Origin of the sequence: Paenibacillus marchantiophytorum, assembly GCF_014640555.1 — a bacterium.
GTDB classification, from domain to species: domain Bacteria; phylum Bacillota; class Bacilli; order Paenibacillales; family NBRC-103111; genus Paenibacillus_E; species Paenibacillus_E marchantiophytorum.
On the sequence record NZ_BMHE01000014.1, the window covers coordinates 1 to 25656 of the forward strand.

General features: G+C 41.4%; 18 protein-coding genes and 2 pseudogenes. 7 read left to right on the forward strand and 13 right to left on the reverse strand.

The genetic code is table 11. From position 1 onward, the window contains the following. A pseudogene (locus tag IEY34_RS37865) lies at nt 1-190 on the reverse strand (IS4 family transposase); the annotation flags it as partial. 1120 nt (nt 191-1310) lie between these two features. On the opposite strand from IEY34_RS37865, the gene IEY34_RS15140 reads away from it, so the two are divergent. Both IEY34_RS15140 and IEY34_RS15145 read left to right on the forward strand, forming a co-directional pair. Continuing rightward, nucleotides 1311-6803 carry a metallophosphoesterase gene (locus IEY34_RS15140; RefSeq protein ID WP_189012722.1) on the forward strand — a complete coding sequence of 1831 codons (5493 nt, stop codon included), beginning with the start codon at nt 1311-1313 and terminating at the stop codon, nt 6801-6803. Nucleotides 6804-7045: 242 nt separating this feature from the next. After that, the gene (locus IEY34_RS15145; protein WP_268240134.1) at nt 7046-7699 is read left to right on the forward strand and encodes an IS6 family transposase; all 654 of its coding nucleotides are present in this window, start codon (nt 7046-7048) and stop codon (nt 7697-7699) included. A gap of 536 nt (nt 7700-8235) precedes the next feature. Here the strand turns inward: IEY34_RS15145 and IEY34_RS15150 are convergent. After that, entirely contained in the window at nt 8236-9636 is a 1401-nt protein-coding gene (locus IEY34_RS15150; protein WP_189012724.1) for a carbohydrate-binding protein, read from the reverse strand. A gap of 841 nt (nt 9637-10477) precedes the next feature. Between IEY34_RS15150 and IEY34_RS15155 the strand changes: the two genes are divergently transcribed. The 5 genes from IEY34_RS15155 (at nt 10478) to IEY34_RS15175 (ending at nt 15725) form a co-directional block, all read left to right on the forward strand. After that, nucleotides 10478-10897 carry a protease inhibitor I42 family protein gene (locus tag IEY34_RS15155; protein ID WP_189012725.1) on the forward strand — a complete coding sequence of 140 codons (420 nt, stop codon included), beginning with the start codon at nt 10478-10480 and terminating at the stop codon, nt 10895-10897. A gap of 843 nt (nt 10898-11740) precedes the next feature. Beyond that, nucleotides 11741-13231 carry a spore germination protein gene (locus tag IEY34_RS15160; protein WP_189012726.1) on the forward strand — a complete coding sequence of 497 codons (1491 nt, stop codon included), beginning with the start codon at nt 11741-11743 and terminating at the stop codon, nt 13229-13231. 5 nt (nt 13232-13236) lie between these two features. After that, nucleotides 13237-14418, forward strand: coding sequence for a Ger(x)C family spore germination protein (locus IEY34_RS15165; RefSeq protein WP_189012727.1), 1182 nt, complete (start codon nt 13237-13239; stop codon nt 14416-14418). 3 nt (nt 14419-14421) lie between these two features. Continuing rightward, the gene (locus IEY34_RS15170) at nt 14422-15525 is read left to right on the forward strand and encodes a GerAB/ArcD/ProY family transporter (protein ID WP_189012728.1); all 1104 of its coding nucleotides are present in this window, start codon (nt 14422-14424) and stop codon (nt 15523-15525) included. Next, the gene (locus IEY34_RS15175) at nt 15522-15725 is read left to right on the forward strand and encodes a hypothetical protein (protein WP_189012729.1); all 204 of its coding nucleotides are present in this window, start codon (nt 15522-15524) and stop codon (nt 15723-15725) included. The genes IEY34_RS15170 and IEY34_RS15175 overlap by 4 nt, the downstream gene beginning before the upstream one ends. Before the next feature lie 41 nt (nt 15726-15766). Here the strand turns inward: IEY34_RS15175 and IEY34_RS15180 are convergent, their stop codons facing one another. From IEY34_RS15180 to IEY34_RS15235, 11 genes and pseudogenes are all read right to left on the reverse strand, one after another. After that, complete coding sequence (locus tag IEY34_RS15180) at nt 15767-15913, reverse strand: hypothetical protein (RefSeq protein ID WP_189012730.1); 147 nt, start codon at nt 15911-15913, stop codon at nt 15767-15769. Between the two features lie 59 nt (nt 15914-15972). After that, the gene (locus IEY34_RS15185) at nt 15973-16338 is read right to left on the reverse strand and encodes a type 2 periplasmic-binding domain-containing protein (RefSeq protein WP_189012731.1); all 366 of its coding nucleotides are present in this window, start codon (nt 16336-16338) and stop codon (nt 15973-15975) included. A gap of 89 nt (nt 16339-16427) precedes the next feature. After that, a pseudogene (locus IEY34_RS36790) lies at nt 16428-17303 on the reverse strand (extracellular solute-binding protein). A gap of 76 nt (nt 17304-17379) precedes the next feature. Next, the gene (gene yhfZ, locus IEY34_RS15200; protein WP_189012734.1) at nt 17380-18309 is read right to left on the reverse strand and encodes a GntR family transcriptional regulator YhfZ; all 930 of its coding nucleotides are present in this window, start codon (nt 18307-18309) and stop codon (nt 17380-17382) included. Between the two features lie 149 nt (nt 18310-18458). Next, nucleotides 18459-19424, reverse strand: a complete 966-nt coding sequence (locus tag IEY34_RS15205; protein WP_189012735.1) for an ABC transporter permease — start codon at nt 19422-19424, stop codon at nt 18459-18461. A 1-nt stretch (nt 19425) separates the two neighbouring features. Beyond that, entirely contained in the window at nt 19426-20484 is a 1059-nt protein-coding gene (locus IEY34_RS15210) for an ABC transporter permease (protein ID WP_189012736.1), read from the reverse strand. Next, nucleotides 20471-22018 carry an ABC transporter ATP-binding protein gene (locus IEY34_RS15215; protein ID WP_189012737.1) on the reverse strand — a complete coding sequence of 516 codons (1548 nt, stop codon included), beginning with the start codon at nt 22016-22018 and terminating at the stop codon, nt 20471-20473. The genes IEY34_RS15210 and IEY34_RS15215 overlap by 14 nt, the downstream gene beginning before the upstream one ends. Nucleotides 22019-22048: 30 nt before the next feature. Then, entirely contained in the window at nt 22049-23101 is a 1053-nt protein-coding gene (locus tag IEY34_RS15220) for a BMP family lipoprotein (RefSeq protein ID WP_189012738.1), read from the reverse strand. A 60-nt stretch (nt 23102-23161) separates the two neighbouring features. Continuing rightward, on the reverse strand, nt 23162-23572 hold the full coding sequence (locus tag IEY34_RS15225) for a cupin domain-containing protein (RefSeq protein ID WP_189012739.1): 411 nt from the start codon (nt 23570-23572) through the stop codon (nt 23162-23164). After that, nucleotides 23559-24404: a phosphoenolpyruvate hydrolase family protein gene (locus IEY34_RS15230; RefSeq protein ID WP_189012740.1), complete on the reverse strand. Its 846-nt coding sequence runs from the start codon at nt 24402-24404 to the stop codon at nt 23559-23561. Before IEY34_RS15230 ends, IEY34_RS15225 begins: the two co-directional genes overlap by 14 nt. Further along, the gene (locus tag IEY34_RS15235; RefSeq protein WP_189012741.1) at nt 24401-25651 is read right to left on the reverse strand and encodes a Tm-1-like ATP-binding domain-containing protein; all 1251 of its coding nucleotides are present in this window, start codon (nt 25649-25651) and stop codon (nt 24401-24403) included. The genes IEY34_RS15230 and IEY34_RS15235 overlap by 4 nt, the downstream gene beginning before the upstream one ends. Nucleotides 25652-25656 lie beyond the last annotated feature (5 nt).

Consider the following 25656-nt stretch of genomic DNA (forward strand, 5'->3'; position numbering starts at 1 on the left):
TTCGAGCAGACGAAACCAATTTTTCTGATGAAACAAAAGCACGAATACAAGCTGAAACAGATAGGCAGCCGTATAACCGAATTTCTTGTTGATTTTCGCGTCTTTTAAGTGCTTTAGCACACGAAGTTCTTCGAATGCGGGCTTAATTTCTTTGGGGGAGTTGATTGCAGGACTGCTTTTGCTCTATCATATAGAGGACACCTCTTCTGTGTGGTAGTGGATTGCTCGTCACAATCACTATACCAAACCGAAGCGGTGTTTTTCTATTTTAGCAAGAGGTCAATCATTATCCTGGTTCTGCTATATGTATCAAGGATTTAAGACTAATTTCGCTCTGCGAAGTTTGAGTTAATAATAAAGCGCCTTGTTATTTTTTTAGCATCCCAGTTACATTTATAGTTCGCTCTCAGTTGAAAGAAGGAATAAAACTTCTTACATGCACTACTTCGGACGAACCACGAATCGAATAGTCCTTCGTAGCAATTTTAGTATAATCATTATCTTAAAAGTTATGACACCCGTTGAACAGCAACGTAGAATCCAGGCATTTATCGGTGTCATATCTTAGTTTCATAATCAAGGAAGGAATCACGTGTTTAGAGTACTGCTATTGTTCCTCGACTTTCAACAATTAAAGCCCCTGCGACTTTAGCCGCGGGGCTTCTTATGCACAAAATCAGGTGTTTTGTACAGATGTTATTTTCAGCTAATGATCTTGGAAGCCCTATCATATATCATGTGTGAGATGATGGTGATGATGAGTGGCTTAAGAGACATAGCGCTAGGTCGAAGACTTAGCCTCACAGACTTGTCTGACCGATTCCAATTTCCCGAATAATCTTCAAGCAGACCAAGGAGCTTTCAGGTGACGTAGTTTTAGATTACCAGCGATTCTTCGAATAAGCCATTCTAATGTATAGAATGCCTCAAACATTAATCTAAATTTATTTCTATATTCATCCTATGCTTTCCTTCAAATTGAGCCCCCTATTTTAACTTGTTTTCGTCGTATTCTGATAAAATCCTTGAGATCACAAAATAACAGCACTTTAAGCCAGCGTATTCTGGCGGGTCAGATTGCCGATTTGGATGTTGAAGGGTTTCTCCCAAGGAACAAATTTGTTGAAGTTAACTTGGGAAGAGAGTTCATGCAAGATCAAAATGTGCTGTTAATCATCTTCAAATTCTAATGTTGGTATTATAAGTCTGAACTCATATAATCGATATCATCTTCCCGAATAAGTAAAGAGGATTTACCTCGCATATTGTCGAAATCATTTAGTAATATTTTCTAATATGGAGTTGACTTCATGAATAATACCATTAATATATTACATTTATCCGATCTTCATTTCGGTGCTGAACCTTCAAGTAAAACTACTTCAACATTAATAGCCAAACGTAACAATACATTAAAACCCTTATTTAATAAATTAAGAGAGATGGAGTCTGACTGGAAACCGGATATAGTTGTGGTTTCAGGAGACATTGGATGGAGAGGTGCAGAAAAGGATTACGATATAGCAAAGGACTGGCTTAGAGAGCTATTAACTATTTTAAATTTATCACCAAATGAATTAGTGGTTTGTGCAGGAAATCACGACATTGATCGTTCCAAAACTGTAGGTACCTTACCTCCTACTTCAGCACAGAGCGCCGATAAATGGCTGACAATCGAAACTCTTGAGAATTTTGTGCGTCCATTTGATAATTTTATTTCTTTTTGCAAGGAAATGAAAATCCCAGAATTGTCTCTAGGCAGCATAACTTCTTATCTAACTGGTGTGAGGGAAATTTATGGACTGAGATTTGTAGTCATGAATTCATCATGGTTTTGTCGAGATAATAATGATAGGGGGAATCTTTGGATTGGTTTGCCATTATTACAATTGATGAATTCCTTGAACCAATTGGTATTAACCGACATGTATGACGAGGCCCCCTTAACAACCGCTGTTATACACCATACCCGAGAATGGTTCGCTGGAGACGAACTTCATGCTTATGAAAGACCTGGTGCCTATTTTTATTTAGGCTCTCGTTCTCATATGATATTATCCGGTCATGTTCATGGACGAGTAATCCCTCCAAGTAAAGAATTTGATGCTTCACATTTATTTATTGGTGGTGCTGGTTATCAGGGAGATGATTATAAAAATAACTTTGGAATATTAAAAGTAAATAAAATTAGTAGGACTGTTACTAGGCGTTCCTTTGAGTTTGACTCAACTTACGAAAAATGGGTTGAACACTTCAGAAGAGACGAGGTTATATTAAAAAAAAAAGTAACTCTGCCACCTGAATTACCACACAATAATGAAGATCCGGCTTTTAATGAATATCTTACACTTTCCCGTAAAGCTACTGAACATGCTTTGCGTTATGTTTCACAAAAATCCAGGTCTATAACAAAGTCAAGCACTTTACCCAAATTAATAACCAGAAAAGTAGCAGTTCATAATAAAGAAGAACGAATCAAGTTATCTAATGATGAACGCTTGCATTTAAATACTATTAATAATTTTGCACCACTTTCTGAGGTTGTATATGCCGGACGTCCCACTTTCTTATTCGGTGAGATTGGTAGTGGAAAAAGCACTCTTGTTGGACAATATTGCGCTGAGCTATACGAGCAAAATAAAGAAAATATTTGCATTTTAACATCAGCCAAATTCTTTTTGAATAAAAAAATAGATAACATTGTCAATTTCTCTTCCCACATTTCGAGTTATGTCAATGAAAACATTTATCTTGATCATCAAGTAGATTTCGACTTGTTAAAGGCTCTAAAAAATAGAATTGAAATAACGTTGATTATCGACGGTTTTGATGAACTTGACCGAAATAATTCTCAACAGATAACTTATCGCTTAGAAGAAATGGTTGAGCATTGGCCACATATTAGAGTACTTGCCACTGGACGTCCAATTGAATTACAAGAAATTAATTACTCAAATTGGCAGTGCCTAGAATTAACGTCTTTATCTAATGTTGAACAAGAATTGCTCTTATATAATGACGCATTAGCTTCAGGTATGGACGAACAAGTCGCTAAAATTGATGCGAATGACAGATTTAAATTACTTCAGGAAAATAATGAACTCTTGACCATCTCTACTTCACCACTGGTTGTTCGTTTGCTTCGTCCTTATCTAAATCAACATCAGAGCAAAAAAAGCCTGGGCGAGTTACTGTATAATGTTTTATTAGAGCGTCTTGGAAATTGGTCTGAGAAAGAAGGGAAAGACGAAAATTTAATAGCGTTTAAAACTTGGTTTCCCAATAGTTATTCTCGAGAAGCACTTCTGGGTAGAATAGCTGCTTCAATATTTAATTCAAATAATGGATATATTACCAAAGAAGCGTTATATACCTTGATAAAATCTGAAGTGAATAATATCAACGATACTCATCAAACTGTGTCTCAAGCTTGTGATTATTTCATAAACAGTGTCTTACAAGAAGAAGGAGATGGATATGTGTTTCCATCTCAACCATTATACCAATGCGCATTAGGAGTTTTCATATTAAATGAATTATTACAGAATAAAAAACCATCTCTCAAATCAGAGCTTCCTGCTCTTTGGAGAGAATATTCATTTGCAGCTGCTGTAGCAAAAAGAAAAAACGTAATTGATGATTTCCGTTATAGTTTACAGGAATACATTAAAGGTCTCTTGGGTGACGCTGGAGCGCGCGCACCAGTAGCGATAATTATTGCCGAATCAGGTGACCATCAACTTGCCGCTTCCTATATTAATCACCTTAGTAATTGCGAGTTTAGACCTATCTATTATTATTCAGGATTTAAATCATTATCTTCAAGTGCATATGGGCTTTGTATACATCTTGCGCAGGATGAAGGTTTTAACTGGTTTTATAAAAATTATTTAGACCCCAAGTACCCATATTCGCATACACTTAATGATATCGCTGACTCGATTTTGCAAACCTGGTTACTTTATTGCAATTTCGAAATTACCACCGAACAGAGTCAAAAATTATCCGAAATTATTAAACCAAGTTTATCGGCTAAATCTTGGCAATGCAATTCCTTATTACCCACAATTTCAATGGTATTACCAACTTATTTTAATAACGATATTCAACTACTGGCTGCACTGAATGTAAAAAAACTATCTTCAAGCTTATTAAGAGAACGAGCTATAGTGCTACTAAAAGAACTTTTCCACCGCGGGGGCAAAGAAGAAGTTTTTAATGCATTACAAAATACTGAAAGTAGCAACGCCACTCAACTATGGCTTGAATTGTGTGATGCAGTTCCTCATAGTTCTATAATTCGAAATGCGATTAATTATTGGTCAAGTAACAAAAAAATACTTGAAACTATTGAGGAAAGAATAGGAAGGAAAGAATTAACAAGTATCCTACGTTGGTATGCTTTGCAAAAAGATAAAATTGCTACTTACTCTGCTTTAATTCTTTATGCTTTTGGAGAACGTAACCTGTCCTTTTTAGGTAGTGGGTTATTACAAGGACTACATGATGGAGGTAAAGTACAGGGAGCAGAAGAAGTCCTTCATGAACTGATAAAGAACAGAGGGAAACAAGGAATAGAATGGCTAGTTCAACAATTTCCAAAAGCAGATGATTTTAGTGGCGCCCATTCAGCGTATTGGCGAATCCTTATTGAAGAACTAAATAATTCACAGGATTCGTTTACCAACTATTTATACTTTGCAAGCCGACATTTGGGAGAGTTTATCTTGCCTCGATACCCAGATATACGAAGAAGTCTGGCAAAGTTACTCGCATATAAGCCAGAGTACAGAGAAGAACTTTATAACAAAGGCTTAAAAAGCTTGGACAATAAACTACGGTATAATATTGCCTGTATCTTGCTGACATGTTCTCCTGAAACCGAAAGCGAAGCAGCAGACGTTGTAATAAGATCAACACTACACAGTTTTGAGAAGAATGAGTGGAACAGGTTTTGTATGCGACTCTCATTAGGCCCTGAAGTTCTGATTTATATTTATAACAAATTGGAAGAATATTTGCCTGTTCCCAAAGTATTTGCTTTAATGCTACTTTATCATAACAATTACAAATTATCTGAGGATGAATTTAAAGATTTAGTAGTCGGATTGTTAACTAGAAATGCATCGAGTTTCGATAATAAAGGAATCCGTGATAATGAAGATACAGTAGATAAAGTGTTATCTCTTACAGTAGTCAAGGATATTTTAATTAAACAACTGCAAAGTGAGGATAAAGAATTAGTCAAAGCAGCTGCGAACGCTTTATGGAATCATCACCAAGAAACACTAGATTCAGAACAACTAATCACTTGTTGGGTGTTAATTAACACAAAAATGAATTTTTGGACAATAACAACTATCGAGGATTGGAGTAATAAATTTTTAAATAATAAAGAATTTATCAAGACAGTTATTCAAAAAATTGAAAAAGAAACTAATCGTGAAACACTTGTCGGACAATTCATTCGTTCATACACTGATGTATCGGCATGGAGAGATATTTTATGGTCAAGCATGTTTACAACAAGTGGATACGATCATCAACAAATTGAACATGCGTTTCTATGGTTGTTAAATAAAGGGATGCACAATGAATTAATTGGTAAAACCATCGGTTCATCAGCTTTAGAGTTCCTTGAACATCCGAGCATTATTGCGAATAAAATGTATAACACTGCTGTTCCTTGGCTAGCCTTCTTAGCGCATGAATTTGGTGAATTGCCCTCTGACAAACTTGAGTATATTATCATTAACTATGAACCAATTGGACAAGAAATTGTTTGCGTGCTTATTGCAAGGTTGCGATACATACCACAAAAGCTTCGTATAAAGAGAGATCGTGACTATTTACTCACTAATTTAAAAAAAGAAGTGAAGCTTGTTCTAAGTTTTGAAGAATTAGTAGAAATAACGCGTGATGCTGAAGAAATACATGATAATTTCGCAAAATACATTGAAAGTATCCTAACCACAAATAATTTTAAAGATGAAGATTTAGAACAGGTTGCAACTAAATCTAGATTTGGTGGGATTTTTGCGTCAATAATTTGGTTTTGTCGTGGCAGTCTAGACAATTATGACTCACTAATTCATTCAATTAGTTTAGAGTTTACAAGGACAAATCAAAATAGAAGCGCTAATATAGTGGTCAATTCATTAGAAATTATTAGGTTAGTTATTTCAACTGACTCCAAAGAAAGCAATGCATATTTTAAAGCAATTGAAAAAACAATAGAGACAAATAACCATGAGAATATCATTCTACTTTTTGAAGAATTACTTGAATATCAGCAAGATTTCACAATTTCATTACTTCCTTTAGTACTAGAAGAACTAGTTTCTAATCCTTATAAACTAAATATTAACCTTGCGGCTTGGCTTTCAGATTATTTTGCATACAAAATTAAAGAAGACCAAAAAGTTTTCGTAATAAATGAGTTGAAAAAGGCTGTATTATCATTAAATTCTTCAGCGGATAGATTTTCTTCAAATAGAAATAGCATTGCAAAATGGTTGTTTTCCTTAGCTGTTATTTACTTAGTAGAAAATATAGACTCAGAGACAGAAAGGCTTTTCTTGATCGCACTTTCATCTCTATTTATAGAAGAACCAATGAGAGAACATAGGAATCTGGAAAATAAAAGATATTTCAAGGCAAGAGATATTTTGAACTCTGTTCATCCGTTATTCGAGAAAGTTCCTTTTGATAGGTTGCGAAGGATTTTATTGAAAGGAAGTACATCCGATGTACCGGAAATTAATACTTGCTGCAGAATATTGTTGGCACTATCGGGCCAGTAATATTAATGGATTAAGTAAAGTTCAAACTATAAATACTCAAATAACAAATCAGTCCCTAAGCGTTATTACAATGTTTAGAGACTGATTTGCATACAGGTAAATGTGCCCCAATTCATTAGTTTCTGGTAAGCAACGCACAGCACATGTGTCGTATGTGTAAACAGCTTAGCTTGTCCAGAAGAACTGCATCGTATCGTGTCCACAACCTTTGATAATGAAGTCATGGGATGGAGCAACTTGCTTTGGAAACGAAAGTGGATTTATTTAAATGGAAGCAATATGAATCGGCAATGATTTTACTAACGGTGAGATGGTATTTGAAATATAGCTTAAGCTATCGAGATATAGTTGAAATGATGAGCGAGCGAGGATCAAAGATTTCCCATACGACGATCATGAGATGGGTACATGAATTTGGACCCGAAATCGACAAACGAATCCTTCCCTTTTTGAAACCTACAAACGACTCGTGGAGGACGGACGAAACCTACATCAAAGTTAAAGGTCAGTGGAAGTATTTATACAGAGTCGTTGATTCTATGGGAAAAACCATTGATTTCATGTTATCTGAAAATCGGGATATGCAGGCAGCTAAGCGATTCTTTACAAAGGCTTTGTCCTCTCCACATACTCAAATCCCACGTGTAATCACCTCGGATAAAAATCCAGCATATCCACCAGCCATACAAGAATTAATAAATGAGAAGTCCTTAACAAAAGAAACCTTGATTAGACAGACAAAGTATCTAAACAACATTGTGGAGCAAGATCACCGGTCCATAAAGAAAATCACAAAACCAAATCTCGGTTTCAAATCGTTTCTTACAGCGTACCAGACGTTAAAGGGAATTGAGGCTTTACATATGATAAGGAAAGGGCAGGCCGATAGTAATTAGACTGTCCTCACTGCTGTTGATTGGCTAAATAAAATATTTGGTTTAGTGGCATAGACAAAGTTAGTTTATCGGGCGACTGCGAACTTTTTTAAATCCTTGCACCAGAACCCATAAAATGGCCTTTAAAAATTATGCAAAAAAACTCAAGTGATCAATGTTGATCCCTTGAGCAAATTTTAAATTATAGTGCGTGTTTCAGAATGATCTTGCTTATCGTAGACAAGGACTCGTACGGTCGTCATAACCACCTTTGCGGTACGCTCCCAAACACCACTCGCTAATATGCACATTTTACTTGAATGACCAACTCGTCTGGTCGGTACGTCGCGATGATCATGCCTTCGCCGTCGGCAGCGAACATTACTGTCCGGCTTTTGTTTTAGCTTGTGCTTCATGATTGTCTCTTTTCGTATCTGGGTATCGTTCTTTTGTCGGAACGTTATCCAGTATACTAGAGGTGCTTTTTGTTCAAAGCGCAAATTACTTCATTACAGGAATGACTCCTTGGTCGCTACACTATAGTTGTTACCGCTTACTTACTGTCTAGGCCCCCACGTCATCGTTCGATAAGTTGTATAGTAATGAATTGCATAACCAGCGTATCCTGTCGAACCGGAGTAATAAGACTGAACTTTCGCCAGCTCCTGGTTCATATAATTTTCCCCTTCCTGGTAGAAGGTGACAAACGAAGGGTCCCCCGGAACATCGTATGTTTCAACGCCAATGATGACTTTTTTTCCAACGGATGCCGCATAATTGATTTCGTTCTGAGCGTTAGCGATAATGCCGTCCGAGCCTTCGGCGTAATCGCGATAATCCATGATTGCGACATAGTCCATTTCATCGAGAATATGTTTGTACATCTCTTTGTTTACGCCGTTGTAAGTGACAGAAACTGTCTCATACCAGAACGGTATGTCGCCTGAGTATGTCATATTAGTTCCAGCGTCAATTAACTTTTGTTTGGACTTTCGGGCAAGCTCCAAATAATCTGCACCTAACATCTGTTTATTCGTGCCCCAATCGGAAAGCGTATAAGGCTCGTTATCGTGATGGATGCCATCAAATCTTTCATTTAACGCAGATGCCGCATTGTAATTCAATACATCCTGGATCCGGGAAAGCGGAATGCTGTGATTAGCGGCACGCACCCACTCCGATGCCCCATCCAATGACTCTACCCGGATACCGTTCAGATGAGCGCTGGCGATAAGAGCACGGTAATACTGCGGATGCGCCACAAGATAGTTGTCTCCCTCATAATATCCGGTATTGAGATAAAAGAGGTTGGTGCCTTTTGAAAGTGCGAAATTAATTATATCACTGCGACTGGAAGCGGTTGCAATATCATTCAAATTCCATACCCACATTGCTTTACGGGCTGTTCCAATGTCACCCGGATCTCCGCTTGAACCATCCTGTTTCGTAAGACTGATATTGTCTACGTATGCATATCCTCCAACGTTAGGATTTTTATAGATGTAAACCTGAATCTGCGAGGTGCCTGCAACCGTCTTGAAACCGAGCGACTTCTGGTTGTACGAGGTTGAATCGTAGTTGAGTTCAAACTTCCCGCTGGCCAGTTTCGTTCCGCTGCTGTTCATGCAATCGACACCGATAATAGCATGTTCTCCGCCTACGCTCACTCGTCCACTTCCGCTTAGCGTGTACACGGTTCCGGCTGTTATCCCCGTCACAATTTGGCCAGCTCCGCTTTCCCCTGTTCCCATTCGCGCCGCCTTGCCGCCGCCCGCTACAGGAGTCGTGACGATGCTGACGCCTCCCCAATCTTGCCAACCAATCAAATTCTGCTCAAAACTCTGGTTGACAACAAGGTTAGACGGTTCTGCATACGCATGATGAAAAGCCGCTTCCGACAATAATCCGGCATAAATTAATGAAAAGCATAGTAACAATCTCACGAATTTTGTGAACATAGGAACACCTCGCCTTAGATTTTATCAATGCCAAAAAAGCAACTACTTTCATTTCTTTTTATTTCGTACAGTGACCTTGTTAACAATCATACCTTATAATTCTTAAATTTCACTCCCTTCCCCCCATTTATTCGGTCACTGTATTTATTATATACATAAACATTAAAATAATGCTAGTATTTTCGGATAGGACGGCATAAGACTCCCTCTGTATTAAATACTCGTAACTGCTCACGTCCCCCGTGTAGGCAGCATATAAGGGTGAAAAGGTACCTTTGATCAATGGCTTATATCATATCAAAATTGGCATTTTTCCTGACTCTAAGCTGGTCTGGGACATATCCACTGGACCAACCGGTTATTCAACCTCTTGTTCTTTAAGTGGATGCAATGATTATAGAGAAGCTAAAAGATAGGTTTTCACTTTATTCTCTTTATTTTTGCTTCCCTTTCATAGCCATTCCAACCTTGACAGCCTAGGAATGAAACTGCTGCAGTCACCCAATACACGAGACCAAATAATCTGTACCTTTCGGGAATATGGGATCTCATAAGTTACATGACCGTAATACACAGATATCTTTAACTTCTTTGTTAATAACTCCCCTTACTCTTCAAAATTTAAGGGCTGCTTTGGAGATGAATTAGTTTCATCTACTCCATGGATGAAGAATTTAAATAGCCAGAAATCACTTCGGTAACATTGGGAATATGGGACTCCTCTATTGCCAAAGGTGTAGACATTGCTCCAGTGGCTCACGTTGCTAGGGCAGTTGACTTCCGCTGAGTCGCACTCGGTGATCTTCTAGAATTTATTAATGAGGGGCTGACGAATCTATTATTGGAGAGCGTTGAGGTAGAAATCGGTGGAGAAAATCAGGCTCGCGAAAACGGTATAGCTCATTTCACGATAACAAGCTCTGGGAAAGAAATTCATGAATCATCCAAGTATATGGTGCTGTGGAGATTTGAAGACAAGGTAAACATGCCTGAGGAAGGTCAAGAATTCAGCATTATTTTGGTGGAAAACGCTACTACTGGTTACACATGGGATTACAAAGTAAATAGAGATGCTTTACAGTTGATTGATACCAAGATTTTGAAACCAGGAAAAGGTATGTTGAGAGCACCATCACAAGAAAAGTGGACTTTCAAAGCCAAACAGAAGGGAATTTATAAACTCCAATTTTCTTATGTTCGACTTTGGGAGAATGATAATCCTGCTATAAAAACAATTGAGTATTCAGTAGAAGTAAAATAATCTTATATCCCTATCTCTAAAGAGTTAGTTTTTTTCTATTAGTGGCGATAGCCCTATCGTACTTTAAGGTCAACCAGTATTACCAGTTGACCTTTTTTCTGATCGTTTTATGATGGCGATGGCGTCATAATGTGATAGCCCTAATGCCCCCTCACCACAGTTAAAACAGTTCTACCTCTTCCCCCTTATACAATGTCTAAGTTGTTTGAGGCACTTTTTTATCCCATGTGAATGGGTCTGAGCGGAAAATTGCCCAAGTATGTGCGGGAATCGTTATGGTAGAATATCCGTTTGTATTACTAGATTCGCTCTTAAATGCAACAGCATATACGGAAAAGTAACATTCCCGGTTTTTCTATAGCTGCAAACCGAAAGTACTTTAATTTAAAAGAAGGCAAGTCGCTCGTATTGAAGGAAAGTCTCTTAATTTTTTTCCAATACTTGAAAACTTCCCGATAATTCATCGCTTCTGCTACTTTAATGGCGAAAAGGAAGTAACTTCAAGGATAGCTTTGAGTGTGATCCCGTTTTGGCGGGCTATTAGTCACACCATGCAATTGAAAAACTCGCGCTTAAGATGTTATCTTCTTACTTATTCTGTACACTACGCCGCACTTTCTTAGCCATTTTGCCTCATTGTGACTTTCTTTCGCATCACCACTACGATTGTCTACTTGTGCACGTGATTTGCTGCGCTCCTCCTATTAATAAGGACATCTGTATAAAAAGAGTGCGTTGGAGAATCATGGATATACAGAACATACGAATTCCTCATGTGTGCATATTCGATATCATATTGGTAATACTGGGAAATATGTGATACAAAAAGTGAGGATCTTGTGTATGCAAAAAAACGATTTAAGTCAGAAGAATTCTACTATTCATGATGGCTACAATTCCAAAGCTTTTGTTAACCAAATAATTGGCATATTAGACAATCCACCTGATCTTCTGAACCGTACGTTTACATTATCACCAGATCTTTATATTTCTTGCGTTTTTATTGAAACATTAGTTGATAAAAATAAAATTGAGCATGAATTACTTCAATTCTTATCCAAAGAACCCATCTACAACGAGTTGAATCCATCCGATAACATCATAAACACATTACAAAGCCGAATTCCTTTTAGTACTATTTCGGTAACTACAGAATTGCATTGCTGTGTCCAAAGTTTACTGAATGGAAAATGTTTGTTGGTAATCTCTAACACAAGCCAGGTGCTGTTGCTTGATGTGTCTAAGACAAGTCATAGAAATGTAAAGGAGCCATTGACAGAATCGACCGTTCGCGGACCACAGGAAGGGTTTACAGAAGACATTACTATCAATCTGTCTCTCCTACGTAAACGAATTAAAAACGTCCATTTTCGAATTGAGCAAATCATACTCGGCTCAGAGACAGAAACGAAAGTCAACTTACTCTACCTAGGGAATCTTGCCTCAGTGGCAGTAGTCGATGAATTCCGGAAGCGCATCCATTCGATCCAGATCGACAGCGTTTTGGACAGCGCTTATGTAGAAGAGTGGATACAAGATAAAACAATATCCCCTTTTTCGACCTTGCTGAACACAGAACGTCCTGATATTGTAGCGTCTCATCTGTTGGAAGGACGAGTTGGTGTGCTCGTAGATGGAAGTCCAATTGCATTGGTCGGTCCGGTCACTTTTTTTCAGTTGTTTATTTCACCGGAAGATTATTATCAAAGAGCTATCATCGCCACTCTCCTTCGATGGCTACGAATACTATCTTTCATGTTAGCCACATTTGTGCCTTCTCTTTACATAGCCATCGTTTCCAATCATCAGGAGTTTCTTCCACATTCTCTATTGATTAGCCTCGCAGCACAGCGGGAAGGGGTTCCTTTTCCTGCTTTTATTGAAGCGGTCATAATGATGGCCACGTTTGAAGTGTTACGTGAAGCAGGTCTTCGTATGCCTAGGATCGCTGGACAGGCAATTTCCATCGTTGGCGCGTTGGTATTGGGAGAAGCAGCTGTGTCAGCAGGGCTCGTTTCTGCGGCGATGGTTATTGTGGTAGCGGTCACGGCCATTTCTAATTTTGCGGCGCCGTCTTATAGCTTCGGTATTACGCAGCGGCTGCTTCAATTTTTCTACATGATTTTGGCCAGTGTTATGGGTTTGTTTGGTGTGTTATGCGGGTCACTGTTTATCGTGGTGCATCTAGCTTCGATTAAATCGTTCGGTGTCCCTTATCTTTCTCCAGTTGCTCCGACCTTCTTAACTGACTGGAAAGATTTCCTTGTTAGAGTTCCTCGACCATGGATGAAAACTTACCCTCAAATGAATGATACAAAGAAAAAACGAAGGTGAAGCGCATGAATTTCATCATAAAGAATTTCATTATAATCGGATTTTGTTCATGCTGCTTAACTGCTTGCTGGGATAATGTCGAGATTAATCAATTGGCTATCGGAGAACTGGTTGGAGCAGATTTTGACCCGAAAACCCGGCAACAGATTGTCTATTATCAAGTTGTCAATCCAGTGGCGATTGCTGCCCAAAAAGGTTCCGGCATCAAATCCCCTGTTTATACTTATAGAGTCCAGGCATCCAGCATCGCGGAGTTAGGGATGAAAACGGGAAACACTTTACCGCGAAACCTATTTCCCGATCAGTATCAGTCGGAAATTGTTACCGAACAATACGCTAGACAAGGCTTGCAGCCATTTCTCAACTTCTTTGAGAGGCAAATTAACAGGCGCTCCAATCTCTACTTATTCATTACGGATTCGCCTCTTTCGGACGTGATGATGACATATCCCCCACTAGAGAGACTCCCAGGACGTTATCTGCGGTCTCTGATTGAGATCCAGTCTAAATCAACTGGGAGAGTAAGCAAGCTCTCACGTGTCAAAGATCTGGTGGAAAATATGGAATCTTCCAGACTAACCGTATTGCCTATGTTAAGCCTTAACGGATTGAAGCCGTTATCAACGACAGACCGATATGAACAAATCAATGCAAACCAAGGGAACCTAATATTGAGCGGCGGTGCTGTTTTTAAGCATGACCGAATGATTGGGAAATTGGAACTAAAGCAGATGGCTTATTTCATTTTATTAAAAGGAGAAAGCGAGGTGTGTTTTGAGTCTTTGGAAATAAATGGGCGAAAGGTTGACATTAAGGCAACCAAAATGAAAGTTCGCAAACACCTGGAAATCGTTTCCGGGGCACCTGTTTGGAAAGTCGATATCAGTACCCGTCTCGTCATCATGCACAATGAACAAAGGAAAAATTTAAACTTGGAAAATTTAGCCGAGATTGTAGAAGCTTTTAACCAACAGTTTCAAAAGAAAATAACTGATTTTTATCAAGATGCCATAGGAAAAGAATGGGATTTTTTCGGCCTGGAGGAAAAGATCAAGTACAAACGCGGCAAAGAGTGGACGGCGATACAAAAACAGAAAGACGCTTGGAATCAAACGAAACTTCAACTGTTAATAAAGAGCAAGATTACGGATATTGGCGAAATCATCAATCCGTATAAAGGGGATTAAATTATGGAGCGAGGTCAAATAAGTGCTTGGCAGTTTTTTGTCTTGATATTCGGTTATTTGCTCGGGACGTCATTTTTTTTCCGTCCCGGGGGACTAATCGCCATGGCAAAACAAGACGCCTGGATCGTTCCACTGTGGGCAGGAGCTGCTGCTCTTATCATTTCTCTTATCTGGATAAAATTAGCTAACCAATATCCAGGATTCACGATCGTCCAGATATGTACCATTGCAGCCGGAAAAAAAATTGGCGGGCTAATTGCCCTACTGTATATATGGTACTTTGTACATCTTTCTGCCTTAATTATTCGAAATCTTGGCGATTTCATGAAGCAAACCCTTATGCCACGTACACCTATAACCGTATTCCATGTCATGTTTCTCCTCGTTATTTGTTATGCTGTTATAAAGGGGATTGAAACGATTGCAAGAGCAACAGAATTATTGTTTCTTGTCGTTACTCTGACATTTCTCTTTATTTTCTTTATTGCGCTTTCCGAATGGAACTGGGATCGGTTTCAGGGAATGTTTCGAATGAACGTATGGAAGACGATGAAAGAGAACCGGACCCTAATCGGTTTCCCTTTTATGGAATCTATCGTTTGTATGATGCTGTTTCCATATGTCCGAAGCAGAGGGAAAGTAAGTTTTATACTGGGAGTAGTCGTTGCTACATTGTCACTTAGTTTAATTGTTTTTTTTACGATAGGAGTGCTCGGTGTCACTCGTGCTTCTCATGATCTGTACCCTATGTTTGTGATTGTGCAAGAGATTCACATTGGTACGTTTTTCGAACATCTTGAATCGACCATTGCGCTTATTTTACTGGTTTCTATTTTTATTAAGTTGTCTCTTACTTATCACGCCGCTGTCCTAGGTTTATGCCAATTATTCCGGTTAAATGATAGATCATGGACAGCGATTTCACTTATTTTGTTAATTTCCGGACTCGCTTTAGGGTTCAATAATGTTCTCGAAAATATAGCATTTATCAGAGGGTATTATTTTGAATACATGTTACTTTACGGTGTCATTTTCCCTACACTGCTTCTTTTCTTAACTTGGATGAAACAAATCAAGGGAAAACAAAAGGTAGGTCCACCATCGTGATCTGGTTCATATTTTTCATTATCGTAGCATTGGGTATCAATATCGCCGTGATGGTTCAAAAGCAAAAAAGCGCAAGAGAAATTGGGTTATTTGTAACGATCATTTTGCTTGGTTTTGCAGACTGGATAAGCATTTTCTTAGAGCGACAATTTAATCCAAATCAGTGGATCGCTAAACTAATTGATTTGATCGGTTTATAGAGTAGTGATAGCGATTGCCCACACGACAGCTCCAACTGATGTTACCATTTGGCAGGACGCAGCTCACCAAAAACAACCTCACATCCAATCCAAGCAGCTTTTCCCCAATCCCCAACTTTTCCCGGCTCTAGCTGCAGAAAGGACAGACGAATAATTTCATTCGACCTGCCCTTTCTTATCATATGCATGATTTTAACTCCATGAATTTACAACCAAAAAAAGTTCGCCCACCTTATAGGGTTAGTGATTATTTCTTGTTCTGCTCTTTATATTTCTCATATGCCATACTCTGAATTTTTTCTACTTTGTCAAAGTTCATTGATTTTACTTTTGCTACATAGTCATCGAATTTACTAAGCGGTTCTTTACCGATAATAAACTTACTCATCATCTCATCGACATATGTGTTGATTTGCGTTGTAATCTTATTATATTCTTCAAAGTCTGCATCTGAATACTTCAAAGTCGGCGAAGGATTGCGGAACTGCTTATTTTCTACGTAGCTGAACAGCTGTCGGCAGCTATCTGCACTTCCGCAGTTTGCTTTCTCGTACCGCTCATCCTGACGGAACCCGATCAATGCCTGTGCGCCTATGCGATATAGCGCTTTCATCGGGCCGTCCGCGTTTTTCGTAATTTTATCTGTATAGCCTGGTGCACCGTCAGCGCCTTTCGTGAATGTATCCCCTTCGACGCCGAAGTTTATAACAGTTGACCTTCATTGCTGTATACATAATCGAACAGCTTCATTGTTGCTTCCACATTTTTGTTGTTCTTGCTAATTCCCCATGCCCACGGAACGGTGATGAGCTGCTGAAGGTTGGTTAACGCTTTGTCACCCTTGTTCAGCACAGGAGGATTCGTCACTTCAAAGTGGAATCCCTTAATCTTCTTTGCTTCTGGCAAATCGTTAAATCCGGCTACGAAACCAATCCAATGGCTTGTCGCCCCCACTTTATCATTAAATATGGCCGCCTTATAGTCTGGCTCCTGTCTCGATAATAATTCTTTATCGATTAGTCCTTCACTATACCATTTGTTCATTGTGGTCAGATACTCTTTCGTACGCAAGTCTATCGGGGTGTAGCTCATCTTCCCGTTTTGCGCGCGCCAACGGTTGTCGGCATTCAAGTCAATGCCCTATGCATCGGCGAAATTCAAGTAATATGTATCAGGTGTCCCAACTGACGAAAAAGGAACTTCATCATTCGAATCTCCATTACCATTTGCATCTTTCTCTTTGAAAGCTTTCAACATGGTGTACCAATCGTCGATCGTTTCAGGCATCGGTAATCCGAGTCTGTCAAGCCAGTCTTTACGAACGAGCATCCCTTCCGACGTCCGCATGGCGGATAACATCGGAACGGAATAATGATTGCCGTCGAATGCAATCGTTTGCGACTTGGCTTCAGGATTATCAATGAGATTCTTCTTAATATTAGGCGCCCATTTCGCGATAGGTTCGTTTAACGGAATGAACGCTCCCGACTGACCGTATTTATTAAAGCCATCAATTTTACCGGATACGATATCTGGATATTCACCAGAAGCGATCATGACCGGCAGTTTTGCTTTCATTGTCTTTAAACAAAGTCAAGATAAAAGACATGTTTCCCTCCGCTAATCATTACTCCTCATTAGAGCGCCATATCCCTTAATAACTCGGTAACATTTCGCCGTTTTCCACGAGTCGTTGTACTTCCAAAATATTCTCGATTGAAAGCATTTGAAGTACCTTCTTGATCGCAAAATTTCGGGAATGTACAAGGCAGACCGCTTCCCCAATTTTTTTCGCTTTCTCAATAGCTAGAGGTGTGCGAAGATTGACTTGTTTTAGCGGGATATGTTGAGCCATTTCATCCCTATTCCATACAAGGGCATCAATTTGTTTCTGAAGAAGCATCTCGGGGAGATGCGAATAATTGTTTTCAACGTATTGTACGTCAACATCTTTAAATTCAGCCAGGGTTAACTCCCTTTGGCTGATGGACAGGGAATCAATTCCAATCTTCATTCCATTTTGAACATAATCCAGAGACGAATCAGCTAAAAATATCGTATGAAGGGATACGAAAGATTTTAATCCGAAGGAGAAAACAGTCTCCAATTCGTTATCCTTTCCTAAATACATATCGGCTACCAGACGAGAACTGATGGCAAAATCAATTTTTCGCTCAAGCAAAGCTTCAATACGTTGTTCTGATCCCCTCGTAAACATAAAATTCAACGAAAAATCAATCTTATCAAAACAATGGGACAATCCTGTTGCAAGTCCTTCAAATCGTTTGGAGTATGGTAAAGTCATCGCCCCGAAAAATTTGTCAATACCGGACATTCTGAATAAAATACGCTGATTTTTTTCAACTACATACGTCCCAAGATTACCGCGCGAAACCAGCTTAATAGCACCGTTATTTTCCAGAATGCGAAAAGCTTCTTGCACCGTCCCTCTTCCCATGCTGAACTCATCAGCCAAATCTTTTATCCTCGGTATTTGCTCGCCAATTTCTATTTCAATCAGCCTTTTGGCAATTTCCTGAGCAGCGTAGCCAAATTTGGTTAACATATTGTCATTCCGTGTCAAAATTCCATCTCCTACCGTACCTGCTTAGTTTTGTGTTTGGAAAAAGTTTCAATATTCAATGAAACCACGCAGGTTACAGTGCTCTGCTAGAAATTTCCCACTAAAATTATACCATAACCACTAAAATATTGTATCGCTATTTCGGTTTGCTATCGTTGCCCCTTTTCATAAACTTTACCTAAAGCAGCCGGAGCTTCGTTCCTTCCAACCAGACCGGCTATAGCCAAAATGGTTATGATATAGGGAAGCATCGTCAACAGATCAGCAGGTACGTATTTTGTTAATCCAAGAACCTGACTGATCGCTGCAAGAGCCTGAGCAATTCCATAGAAGAAGGCGGCGGCAAAAGCGCCAATCGGATTCCATCTGCCGAATATCATCGCCGCCATAGCGATAAAACCTTGTCCGGACACGGTTGTTTGTGTAAAGTTATCTGTAATGGAAAGTGAAATTGTCGCGCCGCCAACAGCGGCTAGCGCTCCGCTAATCAAAACGGCGAAATATCTTATTTTGGTTACGTTGACTCCTAATGTGTCTGCCGCTTTCGGATTTTCTCCAACCGAACGCAAGCGCAGACCAAACGGGGTTTTGAAGAAAACCAACGCCGATAGAACCGTTAACAGCAGAGCGATATAGGATGTCGGATATGCCGTGAAGACGGCCTTTCCCAGGTAAGGAATGTCGGATAAATAAGGAATCTGTATTTTACCGAGCGGTTGATGGATCGTCGTGGTTTGCGAAGAGCCATTAAACAATTTCTTCAGCATGAACACGGAGAAACCGAGAGCCAGCAAATTCAGCGCAACGCCGCTAATGACTTGATCTGCTTTGAATGTAATGGATGCAACGGCATGTTGAACAGAAAAAAGCATTCCCACCAATAAGGCTGCTGCTAATCCGATCCATGGCGACATCGAACCGAGACCTAATGATTCGTCACAAAAAATCGTTGCCACTGCCGCTGAGAAACCTCCAACAATCATAAGACCTTCAAGGCCGATATTGATCACACCGGACTTTTCCGAGAAAACGCCACCGAGTGCAGCAAATATGAGAGGAGTAGAATAAACAACTGCATTATGGACGAGTGTTGTTAAGATGGTCATGATGTCCATATTATTTTGCCTCCTCTTTACGTCTGCGTGTAAGGTTGATCATCCATTTTATCGCCTCGTTGGCAGCTACAAATAGAATAATGACAGCAATGACGATGGAAATGATTTCTGTAGGAATTCCCGCTTGCAACTGCATGTTTTGGGATCCGTATTGCAATGCGCCGAACAGAACGGCAGCAAAAATAATCCCGAGCGGCAAATTGGCCCCAAGTAAAGCTACGGCTATTCCGGTAAACCCATAACCGGGAAGGGCGGCGCCCATTGACATATATCCGTAAACCCCAAGAACCTCCCCCGCACCCGCAGCTCCTGCGATGAATCCGCTGATCATCATGGACAATATGATATTTTTCGAAACGCTCATTCCCGCGTATTGTGCCGCAAATGGATTCGATCCTACTGCTCGCAATTCATACCCACACACCGTTTTCCATAAAACGAAATAAAATATAAACGCAAACAACAGAGCAATAATAATTCCAAGATGGATTCTGGAAGAATCGAATAACGACGACAACGGTTCAAAGTTAAGCGAAGCGGATGGATGGATTAGCTCCGTTCTTTCCGAAAGCGCTTTAAATTTCGTACGAATGAAATAGTTGGCAGCGATTAGCGCAACATAATTTAACATCATTGTCGTGATCACTTCATGCACTTGAAACTTCGCTTTTAAGAACCCTGGAATTGCAGCCCATAATGCTCCGGCCATACAACCGGCCAAAAAAGCCAATGGCACATGAATATACCAAGGTAAATCAAAAACAATACCGACGACGACCGCAGCAAAAGAACCGCAAATAAACTGCCCTTCCACCCCAATATTAAACAACCCTGTCCGAAAAGCGAATGCGACTGCAAGACCTGTGAAGATGAGAGGGGTAATTTGCCGCAACGTTTCACCAAAATCGTACATAGAGCCGAAAATACCGACGAACAGCGCTTCATAGCCCTCTAATGGGTTATATCCTCCCAATAGCATAAAGATTGCTCCGAAGATTAGGCCAAATGTGATGGAAATAGCCGGAATGAGTATCGAATATTTTTTTTTATCCGGTGGCATGAGAATCACCTGCTTTATCTATTTTACCGCCAGCCATGAGATAGCCTAATTCTTTTTCCGAAGTATGTTTAGCATCGACGACCGCTACGATTTTGCCCTCATAGATGACCGCAATGCGGTCAGAAAGCTGCATGACTTCGTCTAATTCAAATGAGACCAACAATACCGCCGTGCCCTTATCTCTTTGTTCAACTAACCGTTTATGAATAAACTCAATCGCGCCAACATCCACCCCGCGGGTCGGTTGGGCTGCAATGAGCAAATCCGGGTGCTTGTCTATTTCTCTGGCAATAATCGCCTTTTGTTGATTTCCACCCGAAAGAGAGCGCGCATGCACATGTGCGCTCGGCGTTCTAACGTCATATTCTTCAAATAGTCGATTCGCATATCGAAAAACTTCCTTCTCTTTCACCATTCCATGATTCGAAAACGGAGCTTTGTAATACGTTTCCAAAACCATATTTTCCCCGATGGAGAAATCGAGAACAAGTCCCCTTCGATGGCGATCTTCTGGTATGTGGGACATTCCGGTTTCGATAATCGCTCTGGCACTTTTATTCGTAATGTCTTTACCTTTCAGTATAATCTGCCCAGAAGTTATTTTGCGAAGTCCGGTAATCGCTTCTATCAGTTCGGACTGTCCGTTTCCATCAACCCCGGCAATGCCTACAATTTCCCCTGATTTCACCTCAAGATTAATCTCATTTAATACCTTCATCCTCTTTTCGTTAACAGCGGTCGCCTGGGTTACTTCTAGGACCGCCTGCCCGGGCTGGGCTTCCTTTTTTTGGACCTCGAACGAAACTTCCTTGCCAACCATCTTCGCAGCGAGCTCCGCCGGGCTCGTTTCGGATGTGTGGACGCTTCCAACCACTTTGCCACGGCGAATGATCGTCACATGATCGCAAACTGCCATAATTTCTTTCAATTTATGAGTGATTAAAATGATCGTTTTTCCTTCACGAACCAAATTTTTCATGATTTTTAATAACTCTTCTATTTCTTGCGGAGTCAAGACGGCAGTCGGTTCGTCAAAAATAAGGATGTCCGCCCCCCGATACAACGTTTTCAATATTTCCACGCGTTGCTCCATGCCTACAGTGATATCACTAATTTTCGCGTTGGGATCCACGGCAAGTCCGTACTTTTGCGAAATCTGATTTACTTTCTGCTTGGCCTCCTTCTTGTTTATGGCTGGAAACGTATACGGCTCGCTTCCCAATATAATATTTTCCGTTACCGTGAACGGTTTGATCAGCATAAAGTGCTGATGGACCATGCCGATCCCTAACCGGCTGGCATCGTTCGGAGTTTTCATCTTAACCCGATTGCCGCGAATCAGAATCTGCCCTTCATCCGGTTCATACAAGCCGAAAAGGATGTTCATGAGCGTCGATTTTCCAGCGCCGTTCTCTCCCAACAAAGCGTGAATCTCGCCTTTTTTAACTGAGAATGATATGTCATCATTGGCAACAATGCCCGGAAATTTTTTTGTTATCCCGCGCATCTCCACTACCGTTTCCGCCATGCTCATTCCCCCTCTCCTCTTTATTTAAAATACTCGTTACTTAAATTCTTTTTCCGTTCCAGGAACTTTGATTTTTCCGTCAATAATCTGCTGTCTGTAATTTGCTGCTTTATCAAGTATCTCTTTAGGCACATGCTTATCCGAGCTCGCTGCAAGACCTACACCATCCTCCTTGACTCCGAGCTGACTTTCTTTTCCGCCAGGAAAAGCTCCTTCTGTCAACTGTTTCGTAATGTTGAATACCCCGACGTCAACGCGTCTGATCATGGAGCTGAGCGTTTGGTCGGGAGCCAGGTTGGATTGATCTTTGTCCGTTCCGATGACCCAAACGTTTTTACGCTCTTTGGCTTCAGCAAATACCCCTTCACCCGTTGCGCCTGCACCTTGATAAATAATATCCACACCGCTGTCGTACATGGTTGCTGCAAATGTTTTCCCTTGGTCAGGCCTGTTAAATGCCCCTACATAGTTCACGACAACTTCGGCTTGAGGGTTCACCGTTTTCACACCCGCTCTGAAACCGTATTCAAATTTTTCAATAACCGGAAACTTCATGCCTCCGATAAAGCCAACCTTATTACTTTTCGTACTCAAGCCGGCAATTACCCCCATCAAGAAAGACCCTTCCTCATCTTTAAAAGTAAGCGCCGCTACGTTTGCAGGGATATTCCCCCCCAAATCCGAATCCACTATCGCAAACTTGGAATCCGGCATACTCTTTGCTGCATTGGTCAAAGAATCACCCATGGTAGAACCCATTCCCCATATTAAATCGTATTTATCTCGGGCAAAACGGACCAGGTCTGGTTGTGCATCGGCTTCCGACTTCGATTCTGTGTATTTCGCTTCAATCCCGAGGATAGTTTGCGCTTTTTGCAATGCTTCCCATCCTGCCTGATTAAAGGAGTTGTCATGTACTCCTCCGATACCGGTAACCAAACCGACCTTGAATGATTTCTTTCCTTGTCCGGAAGCAGCTTTATCGCTTTGTGAAGGAGTTGCATTATTGTTCTTGGTTCCGCAGCCGCTTACTACAGCAGCAACTAACGTAAAAGTGAGCAGCAATCTTAGTATTCCCATTTTTGACATAAGTGTTCCCCCCTGATTTTGTTTTTGTGCTAATTTGAGTATTACTTATTTGAGAGATTATTATGAGCGCGTAAAGCTTTGAATCTGGCCGGCAGGCAACTCTCGGAAATCAGGAAGTCCGGTTAAGCCTTTCTCGGCGCCTCCCGGGTTGTAGAATGCCAATAGCCGCATAGCATCCCAACCCGTATTGTAAGTTGAATGGAAAACAGCTGTGGGGATGTAGATAACATCGCCAGCTTTTACAGGGAACGGGTCTCCGTCACCGATCGTTTGTACTCCCTCTCCTGAAAGAACATACAGGATCTCCTCGGAATCCGGATGATTATGGCGATCGTGGCCTTTGCTAGGCAACAGGACTACTTCCCCGAATGTTACATTCGCACCGTCAATGCGATCCGGACTGACGAACCACTTAATGAGACCCCAGTCGAAAGAATGCGTCGGAATTGTGTTTTTATCAATGTTTTTCATATGAGCTCCCTCCGTTAATGGATTTGAATTTATGCATGTTGGCGGTCATTGCCACTTCCGTCGGCAGGCGTTCCATGCTGGATGCTCCGAAGAAGCCGGCGATTCCGTGCGTTCTTTCGAGTACATAAGCCGCATCTTCAGGCGACGCTATGGGACCGCCGTGGCAAAGTACAATGATATCGGAGCTCACGGATTTCGCAGCGTCATACATCGCCTGCACACGCTTTACCGCTTCGTCGAGTGTAAGTGCCGTCTTCGCTCCGATCGTTCCGGAAGTGGTCAGGCCGACATGCGGAACCAGGACGTCCGCACCGGCTGCAGCCATCTTGCGAGCCTGCTCTTCGTCGAATACATAAGGGGCTGTCAGAAGATCAAGTTCATGCGCTTGGCGGATCATTTCGACCTCCAAATCGTACCCCATACCGGTTTCCTCCAAATTCGCCCGGAAAACCCCGTCCATGAGGCCAACGGTTGGAAAGTTCTGTACCCCTGAGAAGCCCATCTCTTTGAGCTGCTTCAAGAATACAGGCATTACGCGAAACGGATCCGTTCCACACACTCCTGCCAGAACCGGTGTATGTTTGACAACAGGGAGCACTTCTCCGGCCATCTCCACAACGATTGCGTTGGCGTCGCCGTATGGCAACAGTCCCGCAAGCGAACCACGGCCAGCCATCCTGTATCGGCCGGAATTATAAATAATAATGAGATCCGTGCCGCCTTCCTCCGCACATTTCGCTGATAGCCCAATACCAGCGCCGGCGCCGATAATGGGGCGTCCTGCTGCAATTTCACTTCGAAGTCGGGAAAGGGCTTCTTTTCTGGAAATCATGCATCTCTCCTCCTATCCTGGTAAAGCTCATGTAAACGTTCTGCCATTGCCTGGGCAAAAAGCGGGTCGTTGATATCCGTATCGATTTCTCTAACTTCCACAACCTTGGGATCAACATGTTCTCGAAGCCCGCCGATGAGTGCCTGATCCGCTTCTGCGTCATGAAACAATCCGCCCTCCGTTGCTATCAACGATACTCCCTTCAGCGGGATAAAAAGGCTTACCGGACCTTTCGCAGCATTGAGCTTTCTTGCGATCCTGCGACCTAACTCGGCGCACTCCTCCGGTGTTGTCCGCATCAAGGTGATCGTTGCATTGTGTTGATAAAGGAGTCTATCCTTGAACTGAGGCGGCACCGTCTCCACGGGTCCAAAGTTGACCATATCAAGCGCCCCTAGAGAAACGACCTGTGGAACGCCAGAATGGCCTGCCGCTTCGAGACGATTCGGACCTGCTGAAAGCACCCCGCCTACCAAATCGTCTGCCAACTCTGTTGTCGTAACATCGAGTGATGCCGTTATAAACCCATCTCTGATCAAGGATTCCATCGATTGGCCGCCAGTGCCGGTTGCGTGAAAGACGATAACCTCATATCCAAGCTCTTCAAGTCGCTCGCGAGCCGCATTAACTGCGGGCGTTGTCACACCAAACATCGTAGCCCCAATAAGATTCTTTTTACATGTGGATTGCGGAACCGAAGACTTCACCATTCCAGCTATTGCACCTGCAGCATTCGTCAAAATACGGGCCGATAATTGGTTGATCCCGGCGATATCCACGACTGAATGCATCATCGTTATGTCCACCGCTCCAACGTAAGGACGCGTATCCCCTGAAGCCATTGTGGAGAGCATAAGTTTTGGTACACCTATAGGCAGATCACGCATGGCTTGGGTCACCAGCGCCGAACCGCCGGAGCCCCCCAGGCCCAAAATTCCGTCAAGTCGCCCTTCTTCGTATAAACGCTTAGTAATAACGCTTGCCCCGCAAGCCATCGTTGTAACTGCAGCCCCCCGATCACCGGATTCGGCCAAAGTTTTAATGTCTGTTCCTGCGGCTTGAGCCACCTCTTCCCGGGTAATATCCGGAATAATTTGAGGTTCGCCTATAACTCCTGCATCGATCAGAATCGTATCGACTCCTTGTTCCTCCAATCGATCCCTTATATATCCGTATTCCACCCCCTTAGTGTCCAAAGTGCCAAGCAACACCACTCCAGGTTTAGCCTGTAAGCCCTTGTCTTCCATAACGG

Coding starts and splice junctions, on each gene's coding strand:
- IEY34_RS15140 (WP_189012722.1), top strand. CDS start 1,311: ATGAATAATACCATTAATATATTACATTTATCCGATCTTCATTTCGGT.
- IEY34_RS15150 (WP_189012724.1), bottom strand. CDS start 9,636: ATGTTCACAAAATTCGTGAGATTGTTACTATGCTTTTCATTAATTTAT.
- IEY34_RS15160 (WP_189012726.1), top strand. CDS start 11,741: ATGCAAAAAAACGATTTAAGTCAGAAGAATTCTACTATTCATGATGGC.
- IEY34_RS15165 (WP_189012727.1), top strand. CDS start 13,237: ATGAATTTCATCATAAAGAATTTCATTATAATCGGATTTTGTTCATGC.
- IEY34_RS15170 (WP_189012728.1), top strand. CDS start 14,422: ATGGAGCGAGGTCAAATAAGTGCTTGGCAGTTTTTTGTCTTGATATTC.
- IEY34_RS15180 (WP_189012730.1), bottom strand. CDS start 15,913: ATGCATATGATAAGAAAGGGCAGGTCGAATGAAATTATTCGTCTGTCC.
- IEY34_RS15185 (WP_189012731.1), bottom strand. CDS start 16,338: ATGAAAGCGCTATATCGCATAGGCGCACAGGCATTGATCGGGTTCCGT.
- IEY34_RS15205 (WP_189012735.1), bottom strand. CDS start 19,424: ATGGACATCATGACCATCTTAACAACACTCGTCCATAATGCAGTTGTT.
- IEY34_RS15210 (WP_189012736.1), bottom strand. CDS start 20,484: ATGCCACCGGATAAAAAAAAATATTCGATACTCATTCCGGCTATTTCC.
- IEY34_RS15215 (WP_189012737.1), bottom strand. CDS start 22,018: ATGAGCATGGCGGAAACGGTAGTGGAGATGCGCGGGATAACAAAAAAA.
- IEY34_RS15220 (WP_189012738.1), bottom strand. CDS start 23,101: ATGTCAAAAATGGGAATACTAAGATTGCTGCTCACTTTTACGTTAGTT.
- IEY34_RS15225 (WP_189012739.1), bottom strand. CDS start 23,572: ATGAAAAACATTGATAAAAACACAATTCCGACGCATTCTTTCGACTGG.
- IEY34_RS15230 (WP_189012740.1), bottom strand. CDS start 24,404: ATGATTTCCAGAAAAGAAGCCCTTTCCCGACTTCGAAGTGAAATTGCA.
- IEY34_RS15235 (WP_189012741.1), bottom strand. CDS start 25,651: ATGGAAGACAAGGGCTTACAGGCTAAACCTGGAGTGGTGTTGCTTGGC.